This is a genomic window from Candidatus Krumholzibacteriia bacterium (genome assembly GCA_029865265.1).
Taxonomy (GTDB): domain Bacteria; phylum Krumholzibacteriota; class Krumholzibacteriia; order WVZY01; family JAKEHA01; genus JAKEHA01.
Genome location: JAOUHG010000008.1, coordinates 72,864 through 88,963, shown reverse-complemented (window position 1 = coordinate 88,963; position 16,100 = coordinate 72,864). Strand labels below are relative to the sequence as shown.

The window sequence follows — 16,100 nt, the reverse complement described above, 5'->3', positions numbered from 1 at the left end:
ATGATACCTGTATTTTTGCGCGCCGGTCGGCGCAAATCCTTTGAAATAAATAAATTGTGGATGTAATCGGCGCGGTTAACACCGCCCCCGTCCGGGGGTGCGCGCGCGGCTCAATTCTCGCGCTCGATCCACCGGTCCACCCACGCCAGCATGCGCGCCTGGAAGTCCGCCTCCAGGGCCGGCTCAAACACAAAGTGCCCCGAGCGCGGGTAGACCACCAGCTCCGCCGGCACCTCCCGGCGCTTCAGGATGCGGTAGAACTCGCGCCCCTGCGACGGCGGCACCCGGGCATCGTTCTCTCCGTAGCACAGGAGCGTGGGTGTGATGACGTCCGCCGCATGGGTGACGCTCGAACAGCGGCGGTAGGTGTCCGCCACCTTCCAGGGGGTTCCACCCATGTAGGTCTCGATCAGCGGCGGGATGTCGGTGGTGCCATACTGGCTCAGGTGGTCGGTGACGCCCGCCCCCACCACCGCGGCGGCGAAGCGGGGCGTCTGCGTGATGGCAAACGATGTCAGCGTGCCGCCATAGCTCCAGCCCACGATGGCCAGCTGTTTCGGATTGGCCACCCCGCGTTCCACCAGCATGTCGATGCCGGTCATGACGTCCTTGAAGTCCCCACCCCCCCAGTCGCCCATATTGGCGCGCATGAAATCGCGCCCGTAGCCGCTGCTGCCCCGGAAGTTCGGGAAGAAGACGGCGTAGTCACGCTCCACGAAGGTGTGCGCCACCAGATCCGCCTGTGGCCATCCGGGCGCGCCAATCTGGGGGGAGAACGCGGCCATGCACGGGGTGGATGGTCCGCCGTGTATCACCGTCACCAGCGGCCGTTGCTTGCGGCGCCCCGCGGGTGTCACCAAGATGCCCTCGATCTCGAGGCCATCGAAACTCTTCCAGCGCACGATCTCCCCGCGGCCCAGCTTCGTCGTTGCGATGGCATCGTTGAGGTGGGTGAGTTGTACGGGCGCAAACGGCTGCGGCACCGAAACGAAGATCTCGGCGGGTTCCTCCATGGTGGTGCGCTGGAACGCCATGCGGGAGCCGTCCGCGGAGACGCTTACTCCACCGAAGACCGCGGTGCCCGCGCTCAAGCGACTCGACTGACCGCTCTCGGCGTCGATGGCAAAGATCTGCCGCGTCACCCCCTGTGGCGCCACCAGGTAGATGTTCTTCGAATCGGGGGACCACAGGTACTCGGCGCCGTAATCCCGTTCGTCGAAACCGGGTGAGACGTTGCGGGGGGGGGCGTCCCCGTCCACCGCGACCACGCACACGAAACAGGACCCGATCCAGTCCTTCACGCCGCCGTGGGAGAGAAAGGCCAGCGATTTTCCGTCCGGCGACCAGCGCGGATTGAAGTCCATGCCCTCGCGCGCCACCCGTGTCTTCATGGCACCGCTCGTCACATCAACCACGGCAATGTCGGAGCCGTAGAAGAATCCGATGGTTCCCTTCTGATCCTGGACGGTGACGGCCAGGCGCGTTCCGTCGGGGGACCAATCGAGCGTGGTGACATCGGCGGCGTCGATGGGCGGGAGTTCGCGGTCCGTGCCCGTGGCGACATCCACGATATGGATGCGCGACGGCGGCGTCGCCTCGTCTTCGATGTGCACGTCGGCTCCGTTTTCGGCGCGCCGGCGCGCCGCCTCCGATTGGCCGCCCGGGGTGAGAAACGCCAGCCGGCTCGCATCCGGCGACCACGCGAAGGCGGTGACGCCGTTGGGCGTGTCGGTGAGCTGGCGGGGCTCGGGGTCCGGAAGCGCAACCATGAACACCTGGTTCGCGCCCTCCCGGTCGCTGACGAATGCGAGCCGCCCCGATCCATCCGGCGCCCAGCGCGGCGTGTCATCCCACGCGTCGTCATGCGTGATGCGGCGCGCTGCGCCGCCGGCAACGTCCACCGTCCACACGTCCGCGTCCCACGCGCGTCCGCTGGAGTCCACCGCCGCCACGCCAAACGCCACCGTGGCGCCGTCGGGGCTGATGCGGGCCTCGGTGATGTTCTTCACCGACATGAGCTCCGCCACCGTCAGCGCGTGCGCGCTCGTCGCCAGTGTCAAACAGATTGCGAGCCCGAGCTGGATGCTTCGCGTCATGTCCTTCCCCCTCTTGTTGCTGTCGGTCATCATGCCGCCGAAATGCTTCCTTTGCTGACGTTGTAGAAGCGCGCACCGGGTGCGTGCACGTCGTCGATGGCCACCGGGCTGGTGACGAACACCTGGCGCGTCCCGTCCAGGGTGCGCTGCAGGCGCGCCATGATGGATGCGTCGAACTCGGAGAATACGTCGTCCAGCAGCAGTACGCACGGCTCGCGCAGCTCCGTTTCCAGATACGACAGTTCCGCCATCTTGAGCAGCACCGCGAACAGGCGCCGCTGTCCCTGCGAGCCGTAGCGCCGCAGATCCTGGCCGGCCATGCTGAACAGCACGTCGTCGCGATGCGGCCCCACCAGGGTCACGCCGCGGCGCGCCTCCTCGCGTGCCACCTCGGCCAACCGGTCGTGGAAGGCCCTGGTGAGGGTGGCCTCCTGGGTGATCTCGGCCGCGTGCTCCGCGGCGTCGTGCAGGGTGGTTTCGTAGCGCATCGCGAAATCAAACGGGCTGTGCACCTCGCCGGCGTGCGCGGTCATTTCGATTTCCATCAGCGCCACCAGTTCGCGGCGCCGCGCAATGAGATCAACGCCGCTTTCCACCAGGCGTTCGTTCCACGCCGCAATTTCGTCGCGGCCCGCTCGGGCCTTGAGTGCTGCGTTGCGCTGCTCGAGCGCGCGACGGTAGTCGCGCGCGCTGCGCAGGTACGCCGGTTCGGTCATCGTGCCGACCATGTCGAAGAAGCGCCGCCGGTGGTCGGGCTCGCCGGAAACGATGCGCAGATCGGCGGGGCCGAACAGCACCGCGGGAAAGCGTCCCGCCAGCGCGGAGCGGCGTGCCAGCACCTGGCCGTCCACCTTGATGGTCTTGGGTCCCTTGTGTTCAACCGAGAAGGCGAAGGTTTCGCTGTGTCCGTCGCTGAATGACGCGTCGACTTCTGCGCGGCAGAAGGTCTCGTCGAAATGGATCATCTCCGTGTCGGCCGCGGCGCGGAACGAACGGCCAAAACGAAAGAAGTACACCGCCTCGAGCAGGTTGGTTTTTCCCTGGCCGTTCTCGCCGACCAGGAAGTTCAGCCCCGGCGCGAATTCTATCTCGCCGCTTGCGAGATTGCGGAAGTTTGTGGAGAGGAATCGCTGGACGCGCACGCTGGGTGGGCTCCACCGCGGCGGCGGCTCCGCGCTGGGAGCGCCGCCGCGCGCGGTTCGGTTTATCAGTTGCTCACACGCTCAATCGCTGAGGCGCAGCGGCATCAGCAGGCACTCGTGCTTCATGTCGGCCCCTTCCGCCTCCGGCAGCACCACACCGGCGTTGTCGGTGCGGTCGAGCAGAAAAGCCACGTCGTCGCTGTCCATGGTGCGGAGAATGTCCAGCAGGTAGCGCGCGTTGTAGCCGATCTCCATCTTGGCCGCGCCGTAGCCGCACGTCACCTCTTCCACCGCTTCGCCCACATCGGGCGTCTTTACGGACAGGGTAAGCCGGTCGTCTTCCAGCACCAGCTTGACCTGGTGCGTGATGGCGCTGGAGAGGATGGCCACGCGACGGCACGCATCGGTGAGCTCTATCCGGCTTACGGTGAGCTTGCGGGTGTTCTTCTTGGGCATCACCTGGTTGTAGTCCGGGAACGGTCCCTCCAGCAGGCGCGAGTAGATCACGCTGTCGCCGAGATCGAAGGTGATGTGGTTGTCGGCCAGCGACACATTCACCGTGTCCAGTTCGGCCGCCAGCGAGCGATAGATGTTGAGCGCCTTGGGCGACACGATGACGTCCTTGTCATCTCCCGAGCCGGCGGCGTCGGGCAACCCCACCTTGGCCAGGCGGTGGCCATCGGTTGCAATCATGTTCAGCGCGCCCTTGCGGATCTCCCACAACACCCCACACAGCGAGGGGCGCGTGAGATCGGTCGAGACCGCGTAGCTGGTCTTGTTGATCATCTTGTCCAGGGTCGAAGCAGCAATCGAAAACGACACACTGGCCTTCTGCACGGGGAGCTTCGGGAACTCGTCCGAGCTCTTTCCGAGCATCTTGAAGCGGCTGCGCCGGCACTTGATGGAGATGCGATCACCTTCGGTCTCGATGACCACCTTGTCCTCGGGAAGTGAACGCGCAATTTCAAAGAACTTCTTACCCGGAACGGCAACACTGCCATGACCACTGGTTTCGCACGCGAGCGTGTTGGTGAGCGAAACATCAAGATCGTTTGCCGTCAGCGTGACCTTGCCGTCACCCTTCGTTTCCATCAGGAACGTCGACAGAATCGGAAGAGAGGTCTTGGTTGGTACAACGGCTGAAATACCCTGAAGACTCTTGAGCAAATCCTTCTGGTCGACTGTGATTTTCACACCCATTCCTCCCACCGTTTCGAGACAAAACTTTGAGGTTTGTTTAACGTGCCCTGGTTGTAGTGCTGGGGAGCCCGAGGACTATAGCGCACCCCGCGGTCTCTCGCAAGTTGGGGATGCATGGTGTGGAAAAGTTTTCGTGTCTCGCGGCGGGAGGGTTCTAGCGATAGATCGCCTTCAACCCGCCCCACGTGGTCGGTCGTGTGGGCACTACGTCGGGACCGAACTTCTGGATGCGATCGTTGCCGGGGTCGGTAACATAAAAATACCCATTCGCGTCGATGGCCACGTCCTCGGCCCGGTCGAAGAGCCCGTCGCCGCTGCCCGTGCCGCCAAACTTCTCGATGAACACGCCCTGCGCGGTGAAGCGCTTGATCCAACTGGGCGCTTGATCGACAACCCACACATTGCCTTGCGCATCGAAGGCGATGCCACGGGGTCCTTCGAACTGGTCGTCGTCCGGTCCCATGGAGCCCCACTCGGTCAGGAATGTTCCCGTGCCGGTGAACTTCTGCACCCGCCAGTTCGCGCTGTCGGACACATACACGTTCGCCGCGGCATCCACCGCCACCACCACCGGCTGATTGAATTTGCCCGCGGTATTCCCAAACCCTCCCCATTGGCCCAGGTAGCCCCCAGTGCTGGTGAAGCGCTGGATGCGGTGATTGAAGGAATCGGCCACGTAGACGCGGTAGTCGTGGTCAACCGCCACGCCCACCGGGAAGTTGAACTGCCCCGGCCCGGTGCCGGCAACGCCCCAGGCACGCACAAAAACGCCGTCCGCGGTGAACTTCTGGATGCGGTTGTTGTTGCGCTCCGCCACGTAGACATGGCCGCTGTCATCGGTGGCAATACCAAAGGGAAAATCAAACTTCCCCGGCTCCGTCCCCAGCCCGCCCCACGCCCCCAGGAACACCCCCTCGGCGGTAAAGCGCTGAATGCGATGGTTGTTGCGGTCGGCGACATACACGCTGCCATCCGCTCCCACTGTAATTCTTCGCGGGAAGTTGAATTCACCGTCACCGCTGCCGCTGGTCCCCCACGCGAGCAGAAAGACCGGTGGGGTGGCCAGGCTCGCGATGGGGAAGGCGAGCATCAAGAGAAGAAGAATATGCCCCAATGAGATCTTCATTGCTGTTGGATAATTGTATCACGCGCACCACGGATCGCGACTGGCTTCTTAACTAACTCTGGATTATTTAAATAACAGTAGTAGCAGTAGGACCTGTGGGTATGTGGGCGGTGCATCGTAAACACGCATGACACTATCGTGTTGCCGCCGTTCACACATGTCAACCGTGTGTGGAGTACACGCAGTTATCCTGTCCACTTGTTGATGTTGTTTTTCTCCCCACACATTGTCCACATTAGATTCCCCCAAATTGTGGAGAGTTTCTAAATACAAAGAGGCCGGGCGCTGATGACGGTGTTGCCGCATGGGAACCAACACGAACATCATCACACCCGGCCTCGTCTGGGAAGAATTGCTCGACAGTGTTAGGTCGAGAGCTCCTTCCGCAATTGACTGATGGTCGAGCGCAGCGAAACATCGCGTTCCACCATGTCTGAAATCTTCGAGCAAGCGTGGATCACGGTGGTGTGGTCGCGCCCACCAAACCGCTGTCCGATCTGCGCGAGCGACGCCTGGGTGAGCTCGCGGGCGAGATAGATGGCCACCTGGCGCGGAAAGGCAAGGCGCGCGGTACGCACCTTAGAGCGCATGGACTCGACGGGCACCCGGTAGTGCTGCGATACGATCTTCTGAATCAGCGAAATACTGGTCTTCTTGGGTGTCGACTTGACGAAGTCCTTGAGGACATCGTGCGCCATCTCGATGTTAACATCCTTCTTGTACACACTCGCGTGCACCAGAAGCTTGACCAGGCTGCCCTCGAGCTCGCGAATGTTGCTCTTCACGCTGTCGGCGATGAGCGCCAGCACATCGTCGGGAATCATGATGTTCTCGCGCTCCACCTTCTTGCGCAGAATGGCGAGGCGGGTTTCGTAATCGGGCTGCTGGATGTCGGTAATCAGCCCCCACTCGAAGCGCGACACCAGACGGTCTTCCAGGGTGGGAATCTCCTTGGGCGGCCGGTCACTGGTAACGACGATCTGCTTGCTGGCACCGTGGAGCGCGTTGAAGGTGTGGAAGAACTCCTCCTGGGTGCTCTCCTTGCCGGCGAGAAACTGGATGTCGTCGATCAGCAGCAGGTCCACATTGCGGTACTTGGTGCGAAACTCGTGGCTGGTGCCCTGGCGGATGCCCATGATCATTTCGTTCATGAAGGCTTCCGCCGAGCAGTAGTGAACGCGCGCGTGCGGCTGCCGCTTCAGGACGCCGTGGCCGATGCCCTGCATGAGGTGCGTCTTGCCAAGGCCGACGCCGCCGTAGATGAACAACGGGTTGTAGACCTGCGCGGGACGTTCCGACACGGCGAGACAGGCGGCGTAGGTCATGCGGCTGTTGTTGCCGACGACGAACTCCTCGAACACGTACTTCGGGTTGAGCCGCTCGCCCTCGGTTGCAGACCGCCGCGATCGAGACGCGGCCGAGATCTGCGAAATCTCCGGACGCCGCGAAATCTCCGGCGGGGCGTCATTGGCGTTCTGCAGCGACACCTGGGGATCGAGACCGATCACCTGGCGCAGCGCAAACTGGATCTTATCCGAATGGTGCTCGCTGACCCACTCCACGAAGAACTTGCTGGGGCAGTCGATGGTGACACGCGCACCATCCACGGAACTCAGGCGCATCGGCTTGAACCACGTCTCGAAAGTCTGTTTGTTGACGAGTGTGGCGACCGACGCGAGAAACTCCGACCACAGGTGGTCGTTGCCGTTCTGGCGGGAGGAAACCGACATGGAGGATACCCTTTCTCCCTGGGGGAGACTCCGTCACGCGCCTGCCGTCCGGCTGGCGTGTGCACAGACCCTTCATCAACCTCGTAACCACGACTTGGTGCGGGACCGTCGCGGTCGGCGGGCCCGGAAACTCTTGATTAATCGCCGGTTCCGACGCGGACCGGCAGCGGACGAGCGGTTATCCACAAATGTGGATAATACGCCAACTATTTGTGGACAAATAAGTTATGGGTAAAGCGGGGGTTGCGGTAGCGAAGTTGTCCACAGTACCTACTCTAGAGACTTTGAAACTGTCGGGAAATGCTTCAAACCCGGAAGAAATGCACCGAGACGGAAGTTATCAGAGCCGCGGCGGGGCCATCAACAGCGAAATGGAGTTGCTCACAGAAACGGACCATCTGGTGACATGGCAACCGGTTCAGTTGTCCACCGCTGTGGATAACCCTGTGGGTTTCTCCGGGCTTGACGGGCAGGGCCGATTGCTATAGAGTCTCCTCTTTCGGCGACTTATCGAAAGAGCACCCGTCCACGCCACCCGGTCGCCCCGGCCCGGTGGCCGGGCAGGATTTTTTATCACGCACACACAGGATTATCGATCATGAAGCGTACATTCCAGCCCAACCTCCTCAAGCGGAAACGCGATCACGGGTTTCGCAAGCGCATGAGCACGCGCGGTGGAAGGCTCGTCATCAAGCGTCGCCGTCAGAAGGGCCGCAAGCGCCTTTCGGCGTAGTGCATCCGGCGACGGAGTGCGGTGCCACCATGGGCCCGCGAGAATCCGCGCGATCATCCCGACGCCGCTTGCGCACGCTCCAGCACGCGTGGCAGTTTCGCCACTGCTATGACTCGGGGCGCAAGCTCGTTGCGAATCACACGGTTATATTTCTTTTCTCGCCGCCCGAACCGGATGGCCTGCGTATCGGGGTCGTCGCCAGTCGCCGTGTGGGAGGTGCTGTAAAGCGCAATCGCGCCAAGCGGCTGCTGCGGGAGGCATCGCGCCAGGTCATGGCGCTGTGGCCCGGCGACCACTGGGTGGTGCTGGTGGCGAGGGGGACCATCGTCACCCGCAGCGCGGAGGAAGTTCAGGCGGACATCGCGCTCGCGCTCCAGACGAATGGCGCGCACCGGGCGGGGAAATGACATGAACGGCACAGGAAGTGATCGTCAGATGTCTCGACGAATGTCCGCGCTGCTGCAACGCGCGCTGCTCGCGCTGATCACCGGTTACCGCCGCTGGATCTCTCCACTGCTGCCACCTGCGTGCCGCTTTCATCCCACCTGTTCGGACTACGCGGCTGAATCCATTCGTACCCACGGTGTAATGCGGGGCTCGGCCCTGGCGGCGCGGCGTGTGTGCCGGTGCCATCCGTTCAGCGCGGGTGGCTTCGATCCGGTCCCGCGGCGTGACAACGCCGGCGATGCGCCGGCGCACGGTTCTGTCCTCACGATGAAGGAAGTTCGATGAGCAAAGGATTCTCGATGGAGCGCCGCGCGCTCATCGCGTTCGTGGCGTCGATGGCCCTGTTTTTTGGCTACGACGCCCTGTTTCTCGCGCCCAAGATGAAGAAGGAGCGCGCGCGCCGCCAGGCCGAAGCGCTCGAGCAGGGTACGCTGGCCACGCGCGAGCCGGCCGCGGACACGTTGCGCCCCGGCAGGGAAGCCACACCGCCGGCCACGGCGCTCACTGCGCCTGCCGACACCAGTGCCCGCGTGACGGCGGAGGTCTTCGCCACACCGGAAGAAACCCCGTCGCAAACCATCACCATCGTGACGCCGCTGTTTGAGATCAAGCTCGACACGCGCGGCGCGGTGATCACGTCCGTGAAACTCTTGAACTACCTGACGCGCGATGAGCCGGTGGAGCTGCTGCCGGCCGGCGATAGCTGGTCTGGCACGCGCATGCTCTCCACCCGCGTCGATGGGCCCGCCGCGGATCTCGATCTGGACGACGTCGTCTTCGGCGCCAGCGCCGGTGGTGATGTGCTGCCCGATGGTGCGCGCGTGGTCGTGTCGGGGAGCGAGCCGGTCGACCTGGTGTTTCGCGCCGAGGGCAGCGGCGGCGTGGTGGAGCGCAGCTACCGCTTCTTCGGCGACCGCTACGATTTTGAGACGCGGCTCAGCATGAGCGAGGCGCTAGCGCCGGAGGCGGAGAACGTGGGGTGGAGCCTGGGCCCGGGGCTGGCCAGCACCGAGGCCAACGTGGGCAACGACCAGAGCGCGTTTCGCGCCACGGTGCTGCTGGGCGAGGAGAAGCACCGGCGCAAGCCGGGCGACTTTGGACGCTCGCACGTGGAGGACTACAGCGGCACATTTAACTGGGCGGCGTTGCAGAGCAAGTACTTCATGGTTGCGCTGTACCCGCAGCAGCCGACGCGCGCGGAAGTGCAGATGAGCGGCATTAAGGCCGAACACCGCATCAGCGAGACCATTGCCGTTCCCGCGGGTGTGGCGCGCGGCCAGGTCACGAGCATGATGCACGTGTACATGGGCCCCATGAGCTTCGACACGGTCGCAGCACTGGGCGTGGGCCTCGAGAAGAACATCGAACTGGGGATGAAGTTCATCCGGCCGGTGAGCGAGCTGGTGCTGAAGGCGCTCAAGGCGCTCTACCACGTGATTCCCAACTATGGCTGGGTGATCGTGATCATCTCGGTGCTCACCAAGGTTCTCTTCTACCGCCTGACGCACAAGAGCTTCAAGTCGATGAAGGAAATGCAGGATCTGCAACCGCGACTGCAGGCGCTCAAGGAGAAGTACGGCGACGACCGCCGCCGCGTGAGCGAAGAGACGATGAAGCTCTACAAGGAAGCGGGGGTGAACCCGCTGGGCGGGTGCCTGCCCATGGTGCTGCAGATGCCGGTGTTCATCGCGCTGTTCAACGTGCTGCAGTACACCATCGAGCTGCGCGGCGCGCCGTGGCTGGGGTGGATCAACGACCTCTCGCAGCAGGACGTCCTGTTCAAGCTGCCGCTGTCGCTGCCGTTGATCGGCGACAACTTCAGCCTGCTGCCGCTGTTGATGGGGGCGTCGATGTGGGCGCAGTCCAAGCTGGGCGGCTCGCCCACCGGCCAGGCCAACACGGCCATTCCGCCCGGGTTCAACACCATGCTGCCGATTGTTTTCACCGTGCTGTTCTACAAGATGCCCTCCGGCCTGGTGATCTACTGGATCATCAACACCGTCATCTCGGTGGCGCAGCAGTACTACATCGTCAAGGACTCGCGCCATGCCGAACCCGCCGCCGTGGTGGTCGAGCCGGCGCCGCGCAAGAAGGCCCGATCGGGTGGACGCAAGGGCCGCTAGGAGACGGCGCTCATGGCGGGATCCATCGAAACAGCCGGCAAGACCATCGACCAGGCGCTGGAAAAGGCGCTGAAGGAACTCGGTGCGCGCAAGGACGAGGTGGACATCGAGGTCCTGTCAGAGTCGCAGGGCGGGCTGCGCGGCATCTTCGGCGGCAAGATGGTGCGCATTCGCGTCACGCGCCGCAACGCGCCGGCGGGTGCCATCGGCAGCGAGAACTCGGAGATCGTCCGTGCCATCATCGGCGACGTACTGGGCTTCATGGGGGTGGACTTCACCCTGACCATCGAAGAGTCCGACGACACCACCTTCGTCAACATTTCTTCCAGCGGTCTCGACGGCCTTCTGATCGGCCGCCGCGGCGAAACGCTGTCGTCGATCCAGCACATCGTGAACCGCGTCTTCACCGGACGCACGCAGCGGCACAGCAAGATCACGGTCGACGTGGGCGGCTACGTGCACCGCAAGCACCGGCTGCTCATCGAGAAGGCGCACCGCCTGGCCGACCGCGTGCGGCGCACGCAGCGCGAGTGCGACTTCGAACCGCTCAAGGCCTCGGAGCGGCGCATCATCCACCTGGCGGTGGCGGAGTTCGACGACATCACCACCTACACGATCGGCGACGGACTGCTGCGCAAGGTGGTGCTGACGCCGCGTGGCTCCGACACGGGCGACCGGCCGCAAGACTAGCAACAGGGGCCGCGCGGGCGTGTTCAGCAACGACCGCACGGCGGGCCGCGCGGGCGTGTGCGACGCCGCTCCTCCGCTCATGGTCCTCGCGCGAAACATTTGAAATCGCGCTGCGGAAGTCGCGACGGAGCACCATCGCACATGCCCGGGAACCGTTGCGGCGCCCAGACCCCTTTCGTAGATTGATTACTCGGCCGCCCGGGCACGCATCCCCTGTGACTTCATGACCCGACGCGCACTCATTCTCTTGTTGATTCTCGCTCTCCTGCCGGCGTCGGTGTACGCGGCCGTGCTGAGCGGTGTGGCGCGCGATGCCGAGACGCGCGAGCCGATTGCGTACGTGACCGTGCAGGTGCTGGGGCGTTCCGACGCGGGCGACGAGCAGGCCCAGGGCGTCATGACGCTCGACAACGGCCGTTACGTCTTTGGAAACATCCCCCCCGGGCGCTACCTGGTGCGCTTTTCGCGCATCGGCTACACCGTGCGCGAGGACAGCCTGGTCGTGCGGGAGGGCTACGACTACACCCTCGATGCCACCCTCACGGTGGAACCGGTGCCGGTGGAGAAGATCGTGGTGGAGGAGGACCGGTACACCAGGATCGGCGCCGTCCAGCCGGGCTTCGTCTCCATCCGCGGCGACCAGCTCTCGTCGCTCCCGGGCATCGCCGAGGGTGATCCCATCCGCAGCCTGCAACTGCTGCCGGGCGTGCAGGCGGCGTCGGACTTCTCCAGCGCGCTCTACGTGCGCGGCGGCGGGCCGGACCAGACGCTGGTGCTGCTCGACCAGGCCACCGTCTACAATCCCACCCACGCTTTTGGCTTCTTCTCCACCTTCAACCCCGACGCAACCGGTGCGGTGAATCTGTACAAGGGCGCGTACCCGGCCGAGAACGGCGGCCGCCTGAGTGCGGTGCTCGACGTGCGCACGCGCGAGATCGCCACGCGCAACTTCAACGGCAAGGTGGGGGTGAGCACCATCGCGACGCGCCTGTCGCTCAACGGCCCTCTGGGCCGCGCGTCGTGGGCGGTCAACGGGCGGCGCACACACCTCGAGCCGCTGCTCAATGTCATCCGCGACGAGGACACGCAGGTGCCCGACTACTTCTTCTACGATCTCAACGCAAAGCTCTCGGTGCCCGCCGGGGGCGGACGGTTGGAGTTCTCCGCATACAACGGATCGGATGCGCTGGATTTCGACCTCGGGGTGGGGACGAGTCTCAAGCTGGACTGGGGCAACACGGTGGCGAGCGGGGCCTATATTCGCGCGTTCAGCGATGCGCTGCTCGCGACGGCACGCCTCTCTTTCAGCGATTACGGCAGCACCACCACCGCGAGTGCATTCACCACGCCCATCTCCATCGAGAATGACATCCGGGACGTGACCGCGGCCGCCGAACTCGCCTGGGAGGTGGGGCTGCGCCACACGCTGAGCGCGGGTCTTCAGGCGATCAAGTACAACGTGGGCTTCAACCAGGACTTCAACTCGGAAACCATCGTGAGTTACCGGCGCAAGCCGTTCGAGGCCGCGGCGTTTCTCTCCGACCGCTGGACGCCGTGGGCGGAGACCACCTTCGACCTCGGTGCGCGCGTGCGCTACATCGACGACGGAGAGCGCTGGCTGTTTGAGCCGCGCGCCGGCTTTGCCCAGGAGCTCACACCGACGGTGCGCCTCAAGCTGGCGGGCGGCATCTACCACCAGTACATGCAGCTGGTGGCCACCGAGGCGGTCTCCGCCGCGGACTTCTACGTGCCCATCGACGGCACCGCGGAGATCGGCCAGTCGTGGCAGGCGGTGGCGGGCCTCGATTGGCGCTGGCGGCCCTCCACGCTGTTCTCGATCGAGGGGTACTACACGGACCTCTCCAACCTGGTGTCCCTCGACAACACCACGCCGGCCAACGCGACGCTCGAGACCGCCGACGACATCTTCTATTTGAATGGGACCGGCTATGCTACGGGTGTCGAGCTGTTCGCGCGCCGCGACATCGGCCCGGTGACGGGGTGGATCGGCTACACGCTGGGATGGACGCGGCGCGAGTTCCCGGAGTTGAACAACGGACAGCAGTTCCCGCCCAAGTACGACCGGCGCAACGACCTGAGTGCCGCGGGCGAGTACCGGCGCGGCAAGTGGCGCTTCGGAGGCGCGTTCGTGTACGCCACCGGGCAGGCCTTCACGCCGGTGGCGTCGCGTTACACCATTCGCGACCCGGCCACCGGGGTGACACCCGACGACATCCAGTTGATCCAGGGTGAGCGCAACAGCGCGCGTCTGTTGCCCTACAACCGCCTCGACGTGTCGGTGGCGCGGGACTTCAAGCTCTTCGGGGCCCGCGCGGAATGGATGATCGAAGTGTTCAACCTCTACAGCCGGCGCAACGAGTGGTTCGTGCAGTACGACCGCACGGAAGAGGTCGTGGACGTGACGGTGGCGCGCATGCTGCCCATTATTCCCAGTCTCGGGGTGACGGTATGGTTCTGAGGCGATTGCTGCTTGTGTTGATGATGATGGTGTTGCCGGCGTGTTCCACTGAGCGCAGCGACGACGAGTTCTTTGCACCCGGCGGCGCGGGCGTTCCGGTGATCGATGCGACCATGGTGGTGGGGAAGCCATTCCCGAACGTGTACGTGACGGAAACACTGCTGCCGAACCAGCCGTTTAGTTATGAGGCGGCGGGGATCAATGGGGCGCGGGTGGTGATTGAGTGGGGCAGCCGCATCAGGATGCCCTACATCAATGAGACTCACGGGCTGTACGTACCCATGTTCCCCGATAGTCTTGTTCATAGCGATGTGATCTATGGCCTCACAGTTACCCTCCCTGACAACCGTGTGGTCAAGGCCACCACCACCACACCCGGCGCGCTACGCGTGCGCGAGTGGGTGCTGCTGGATGACGCCGGACAGACCGTGCAAGATACCCTGCGCACGTTTGACGAGTTTCCCAGCAACCCGGACACGCTGTACACGTTGAACCAGCTCACCTTCAGCAAGGGACTCCTGGAAGTCCGCCTGGAGAATGACCCCGCGCAGGGCTACCTCGTGGGCCTCGAGAGCCTCGATCTGGACTCGCCGCTGCTGGTGGACACGAGCTTCCTCGACGACGAGGACGTCGACAACTTCACGCGCCAGAACCAGTCGCCGCCGTTCGCGCCCACCCAGGCCTACCTGCGCGCACCGTGGTTCGCCATCTACTACGAGGGGCGCTACAAGGTGCGCGTGTTCAAGATGGACCGCAACTGGTACGACCTCGCCCGCACCGACCCGGTGCTGGGCCAGGGCGGCTTCGGGTTTGGCGGCGAGGCGGGCGACAACACGGTGCCACCGCTGTTCCACGTCGACGGCGGGGTGGGGCTGTTCGGCTCGCTGGCCTCGGACTCCATCGGCTTCTACGTCAACGCGCCGTAACGAGGCGCGCACGCGTGCTAGAATCAGCGGCTGATGTCTCTTCATACCGACACCATCGCCGCCCTGGCGACCCCGCCGGGGGAGTCGGGCATCGCCGTCATTCGCGTTTCCGGTGAGGGCGCCCTGGCGGTGCTGTCCACCGTGATGCGCTCCATGTCCGGAGACCGGTTTGCGGGCGAGTGGGAGCACCGGCGCCTCTACCACGGCCGCTTCGTGGCCCCGGATGGCGCCGCGATCGACGAGGTGATGGCGGCGGTGATGCGCGCGCCCGAGTCGTACACCGGCGAGGACGTGGCGGAGGTTTCCTGCCACGGCGGCAGTGCCATCGTGGCGCGGATACTCGAGACCCTGTTCTCCCTGGACGTCCGTCCCGCCGAGCCGGGGGAGTTCACCCGCCGCGCCTTTCTCAACGGCAAGATGGACTTGATCCAGGCCGAGGCCGTGGCGGATCTCATCCATGCCCGCACAGAATTGCAGCGCTCAGTGGCCGAGCGTCAGCTGCGCGGGGCACTGTCCGAGCGTATCGACGCCCTGGCCGACGGCATGCTGGGGCTGCTGGGACTGATCGAGGCCAACATCGACTTTGTCGAGGAGGGGATCGACGCGCTCAACATCCCCGATGCCCTGGCAGTCATCGAGCGCCAGCGCGCGGAGATCGACAACCTGCTCGCGTCCGCCGCCTTCGCCCGGCCCCTGCGCGACGGCTACCGCGTGGTCATCGCCGGGCCGGTGAACGCCGGCAAGAGCAGCCTCTTCAACCGCCTGGTGGGTGAGAGCCGCGCCATCGTCACCGAGATCCCGGGCACCACCCGCGACGTCCTGCGCGAAACCCTCGCCATCGAGGGCATCCCCTTTGTGCTCCACGACACCGCCGGCCTGCGCGAATCGGGCCCGGACCGCATCGAGTCCATCGGCATGGACCGGGCGCGTGACGCCGCCGGATCGGCGGATGTCGTCCTGTATGTCATCGATGGGAGCGAACCGCTCACCGATGAACAGCGCGCTTCCATCGAGCGGCTCGACGCGACCCGCGCAATCGTGGTAGTAAACAAGATCGACCGGCCGCGGCGGTTTGATTGGCCCGGTGCGCTGCAGGTGTCGGCCGAAACCGGAGACGGGCTTCCGGCGCTCAAGTCCGCGCTGCTGCGGCTGGCGCATTCGGACGATCTCACGCGGATGGCCCGCGATCGCGGCATCCTGAACGCGCGGCTGGTGGCGCTGCTCACGGCCGCCCGCGAACCGCTGGCCGACCTGGGGCGCGCCATCCGCGACCGCGAGACCCTGGAGCTCCTGGCGGTTCGGGCGCGCGATGTCCTCGCCTATTATGAAGAGGCAACGGGACGCCGCTACCGCGAGGATCTCCTGGACGTCATCTTCTCGCGGTTCTGCATTGGAAAGTGATTGTCAA

13 protein-coding genes are annotated in these 16,100 nt (G+C 64.5%); 8 read left to right on the top strand and 5 right to left on the bottom strand.

The genetic code is table 11. The features are described 5' to 3' along the window. Window positions 1–110: 110 nt before the first annotated feature. The 5 genes from OEX18_05845 to dnaA all read right to left on the bottom strand — a co-directional run bounded on the left by OEX18_05845 (window position 111) and on the right by dnaA (window position 7,294). On the bottom strand, window positions 111–2,129 hold the full coding sequence (locus OEX18_05845; GenBank protein MDH4336785.1) for a S9 family peptidase: 2,019 nt from the start codon (window positions 2,127–2,129) through the stop codon (window positions 111–113). Continuing rightward, the gene (locus tag OEX18_05840; GenBank protein ID MDH4336784.1) at window positions 2,126–3,238 is read right to left on the bottom strand and encodes a DNA replication/repair protein RecF; all 1,113 of its coding nucleotides are present in this window, start codon (window positions 3,236–3,238) and stop codon (window positions 2,126–2,128) included. The genes OEX18_05845 and OEX18_05840 overlap by 4 nt, the downstream gene beginning before the upstream one ends. 81 nt (window positions 3,239–3,319) lie before the next feature. Continuing rightward, window positions 3,320–4,432, bottom strand: coding sequence for a DNA polymerase III subunit beta (gene dnaN, locus OEX18_05835; protein ID MDH4336783.1), 1,113 nt, complete (start codon window positions 4,430–4,432; stop codon window positions 3,320–3,322). Window positions 4,433–4,592: 160 nt separating this feature from the next. Then, window positions 4,593–5,564 carry a 6-bladed beta-propeller gene (locus tag OEX18_05830; protein ID MDH4336782.1) on the bottom strand — a complete coding sequence of 324 codons (972 nt, stop codon included), beginning with the start codon at window positions 5,562–5,564 and terminating at the stop codon, window positions 4,593–4,595. Window positions 5,565–5,929: 365 nt separating this feature from the next. Next, window positions 5,930–7,294, bottom strand: coding sequence for a chromosomal replication initiator protein DnaA (gene dnaA, locus OEX18_05825; GenBank protein ID MDH4336781.1), 1,365 nt, complete (start codon window positions 7,292–7,294; stop codon window positions 5,930–5,932). 598 nt (window positions 7,295–7,892) lie between these two features. On the opposite strand from dnaA, the gene rpmH reads away from it, so the two are divergent. The 8 genes from rpmH (at window position 7,893) to mnmE (ending at window position 16,093) form a co-directional block, all read left to right on the top strand. After that, a complete protein-coding gene (gene rpmH / locus OEX18_05820) occupies window positions 7,893–8,027 on the top strand; it encodes a 50S ribosomal protein L34 (protein ID MDH4336780.1) in 135 nt (44 codons plus the stop codon). A gap of 68 nt (window positions 8,028–8,095) precedes the next feature. Beyond that, the gene (gene rnpA / locus OEX18_05815; GenBank protein MDH4336779.1) at window positions 8,096–8,434 is read left to right on the top strand and encodes a ribonuclease P protein component; all 339 of its coding nucleotides are present in this window, start codon (window positions 8,096–8,098) and stop codon (window positions 8,432–8,434) included. A 28-nt stretch (window positions 8,435–8,462) separates the two neighbouring features. Then, window positions 8,463–8,759 carry a membrane protein insertion efficiency factor YidD gene (gene yidD, locus OEX18_05810; protein ID MDH4336778.1) on the top strand — a complete coding sequence of 99 codons (297 nt, stop codon included), beginning with the start codon at window positions 8,463–8,465 and terminating at the stop codon, window positions 8,757–8,759. Continuing rightward, on the top strand, window positions 8,756–10,597 hold the full coding sequence (yidC, locus tag OEX18_05805) for a membrane protein insertase YidC (protein MDH4336777.1): 1,842 nt from the start codon (window positions 8,756–8,758) through the stop codon (window positions 10,595–10,597). Before yidD ends, yidC begins: the two co-directional genes overlap by 4 nt. 12 nt (window positions 10,598–10,609) lie before the next feature. Beyond that, window positions 10,610–11,287 carry a Jag N-terminal domain-containing protein gene (locus tag OEX18_05800; protein ID MDH4336776.1) on the top strand — a complete coding sequence of 226 codons (678 nt, stop codon included), beginning with the start codon at window positions 10,610–10,612 and terminating at the stop codon, window positions 11,285–11,287. A gap of 223 nt (window positions 11,288–11,510) precedes the next feature. Further along, entirely contained in the window at window positions 11,511–13,766 is a 2,256-nt protein-coding gene (locus OEX18_05795; protein ID MDH4336775.1) for a TonB-dependent receptor, read from the top strand. Next, window positions 13,757–14,692, top strand: a complete 936-nt coding sequence (locus OEX18_05790; protein ID MDH4336774.1) for a hypothetical protein — start codon at window positions 13,757–13,759, stop codon at window positions 14,690–14,692. The genes OEX18_05795 and OEX18_05790 overlap by 10 nt, the downstream gene beginning before the upstream one ends. 33 nt (window positions 14,693–14,725) lie before the next feature. Continuing rightward, window positions 14,726–16,093 (top strand): tRNA uridine-5-carboxymethylaminomethyl(34) synthesis GTPase MnmE, encoded by a 1,368-nt coding sequence (mnmE, locus tag OEX18_05785; protein ID MDH4336773.1) that lies wholly within the window; start codon window positions 14,726–14,728, stop codon window positions 16,091–16,093. The last annotated feature ends 7 nt before the right edge of the window (window positions 16,094–16,100 follow it).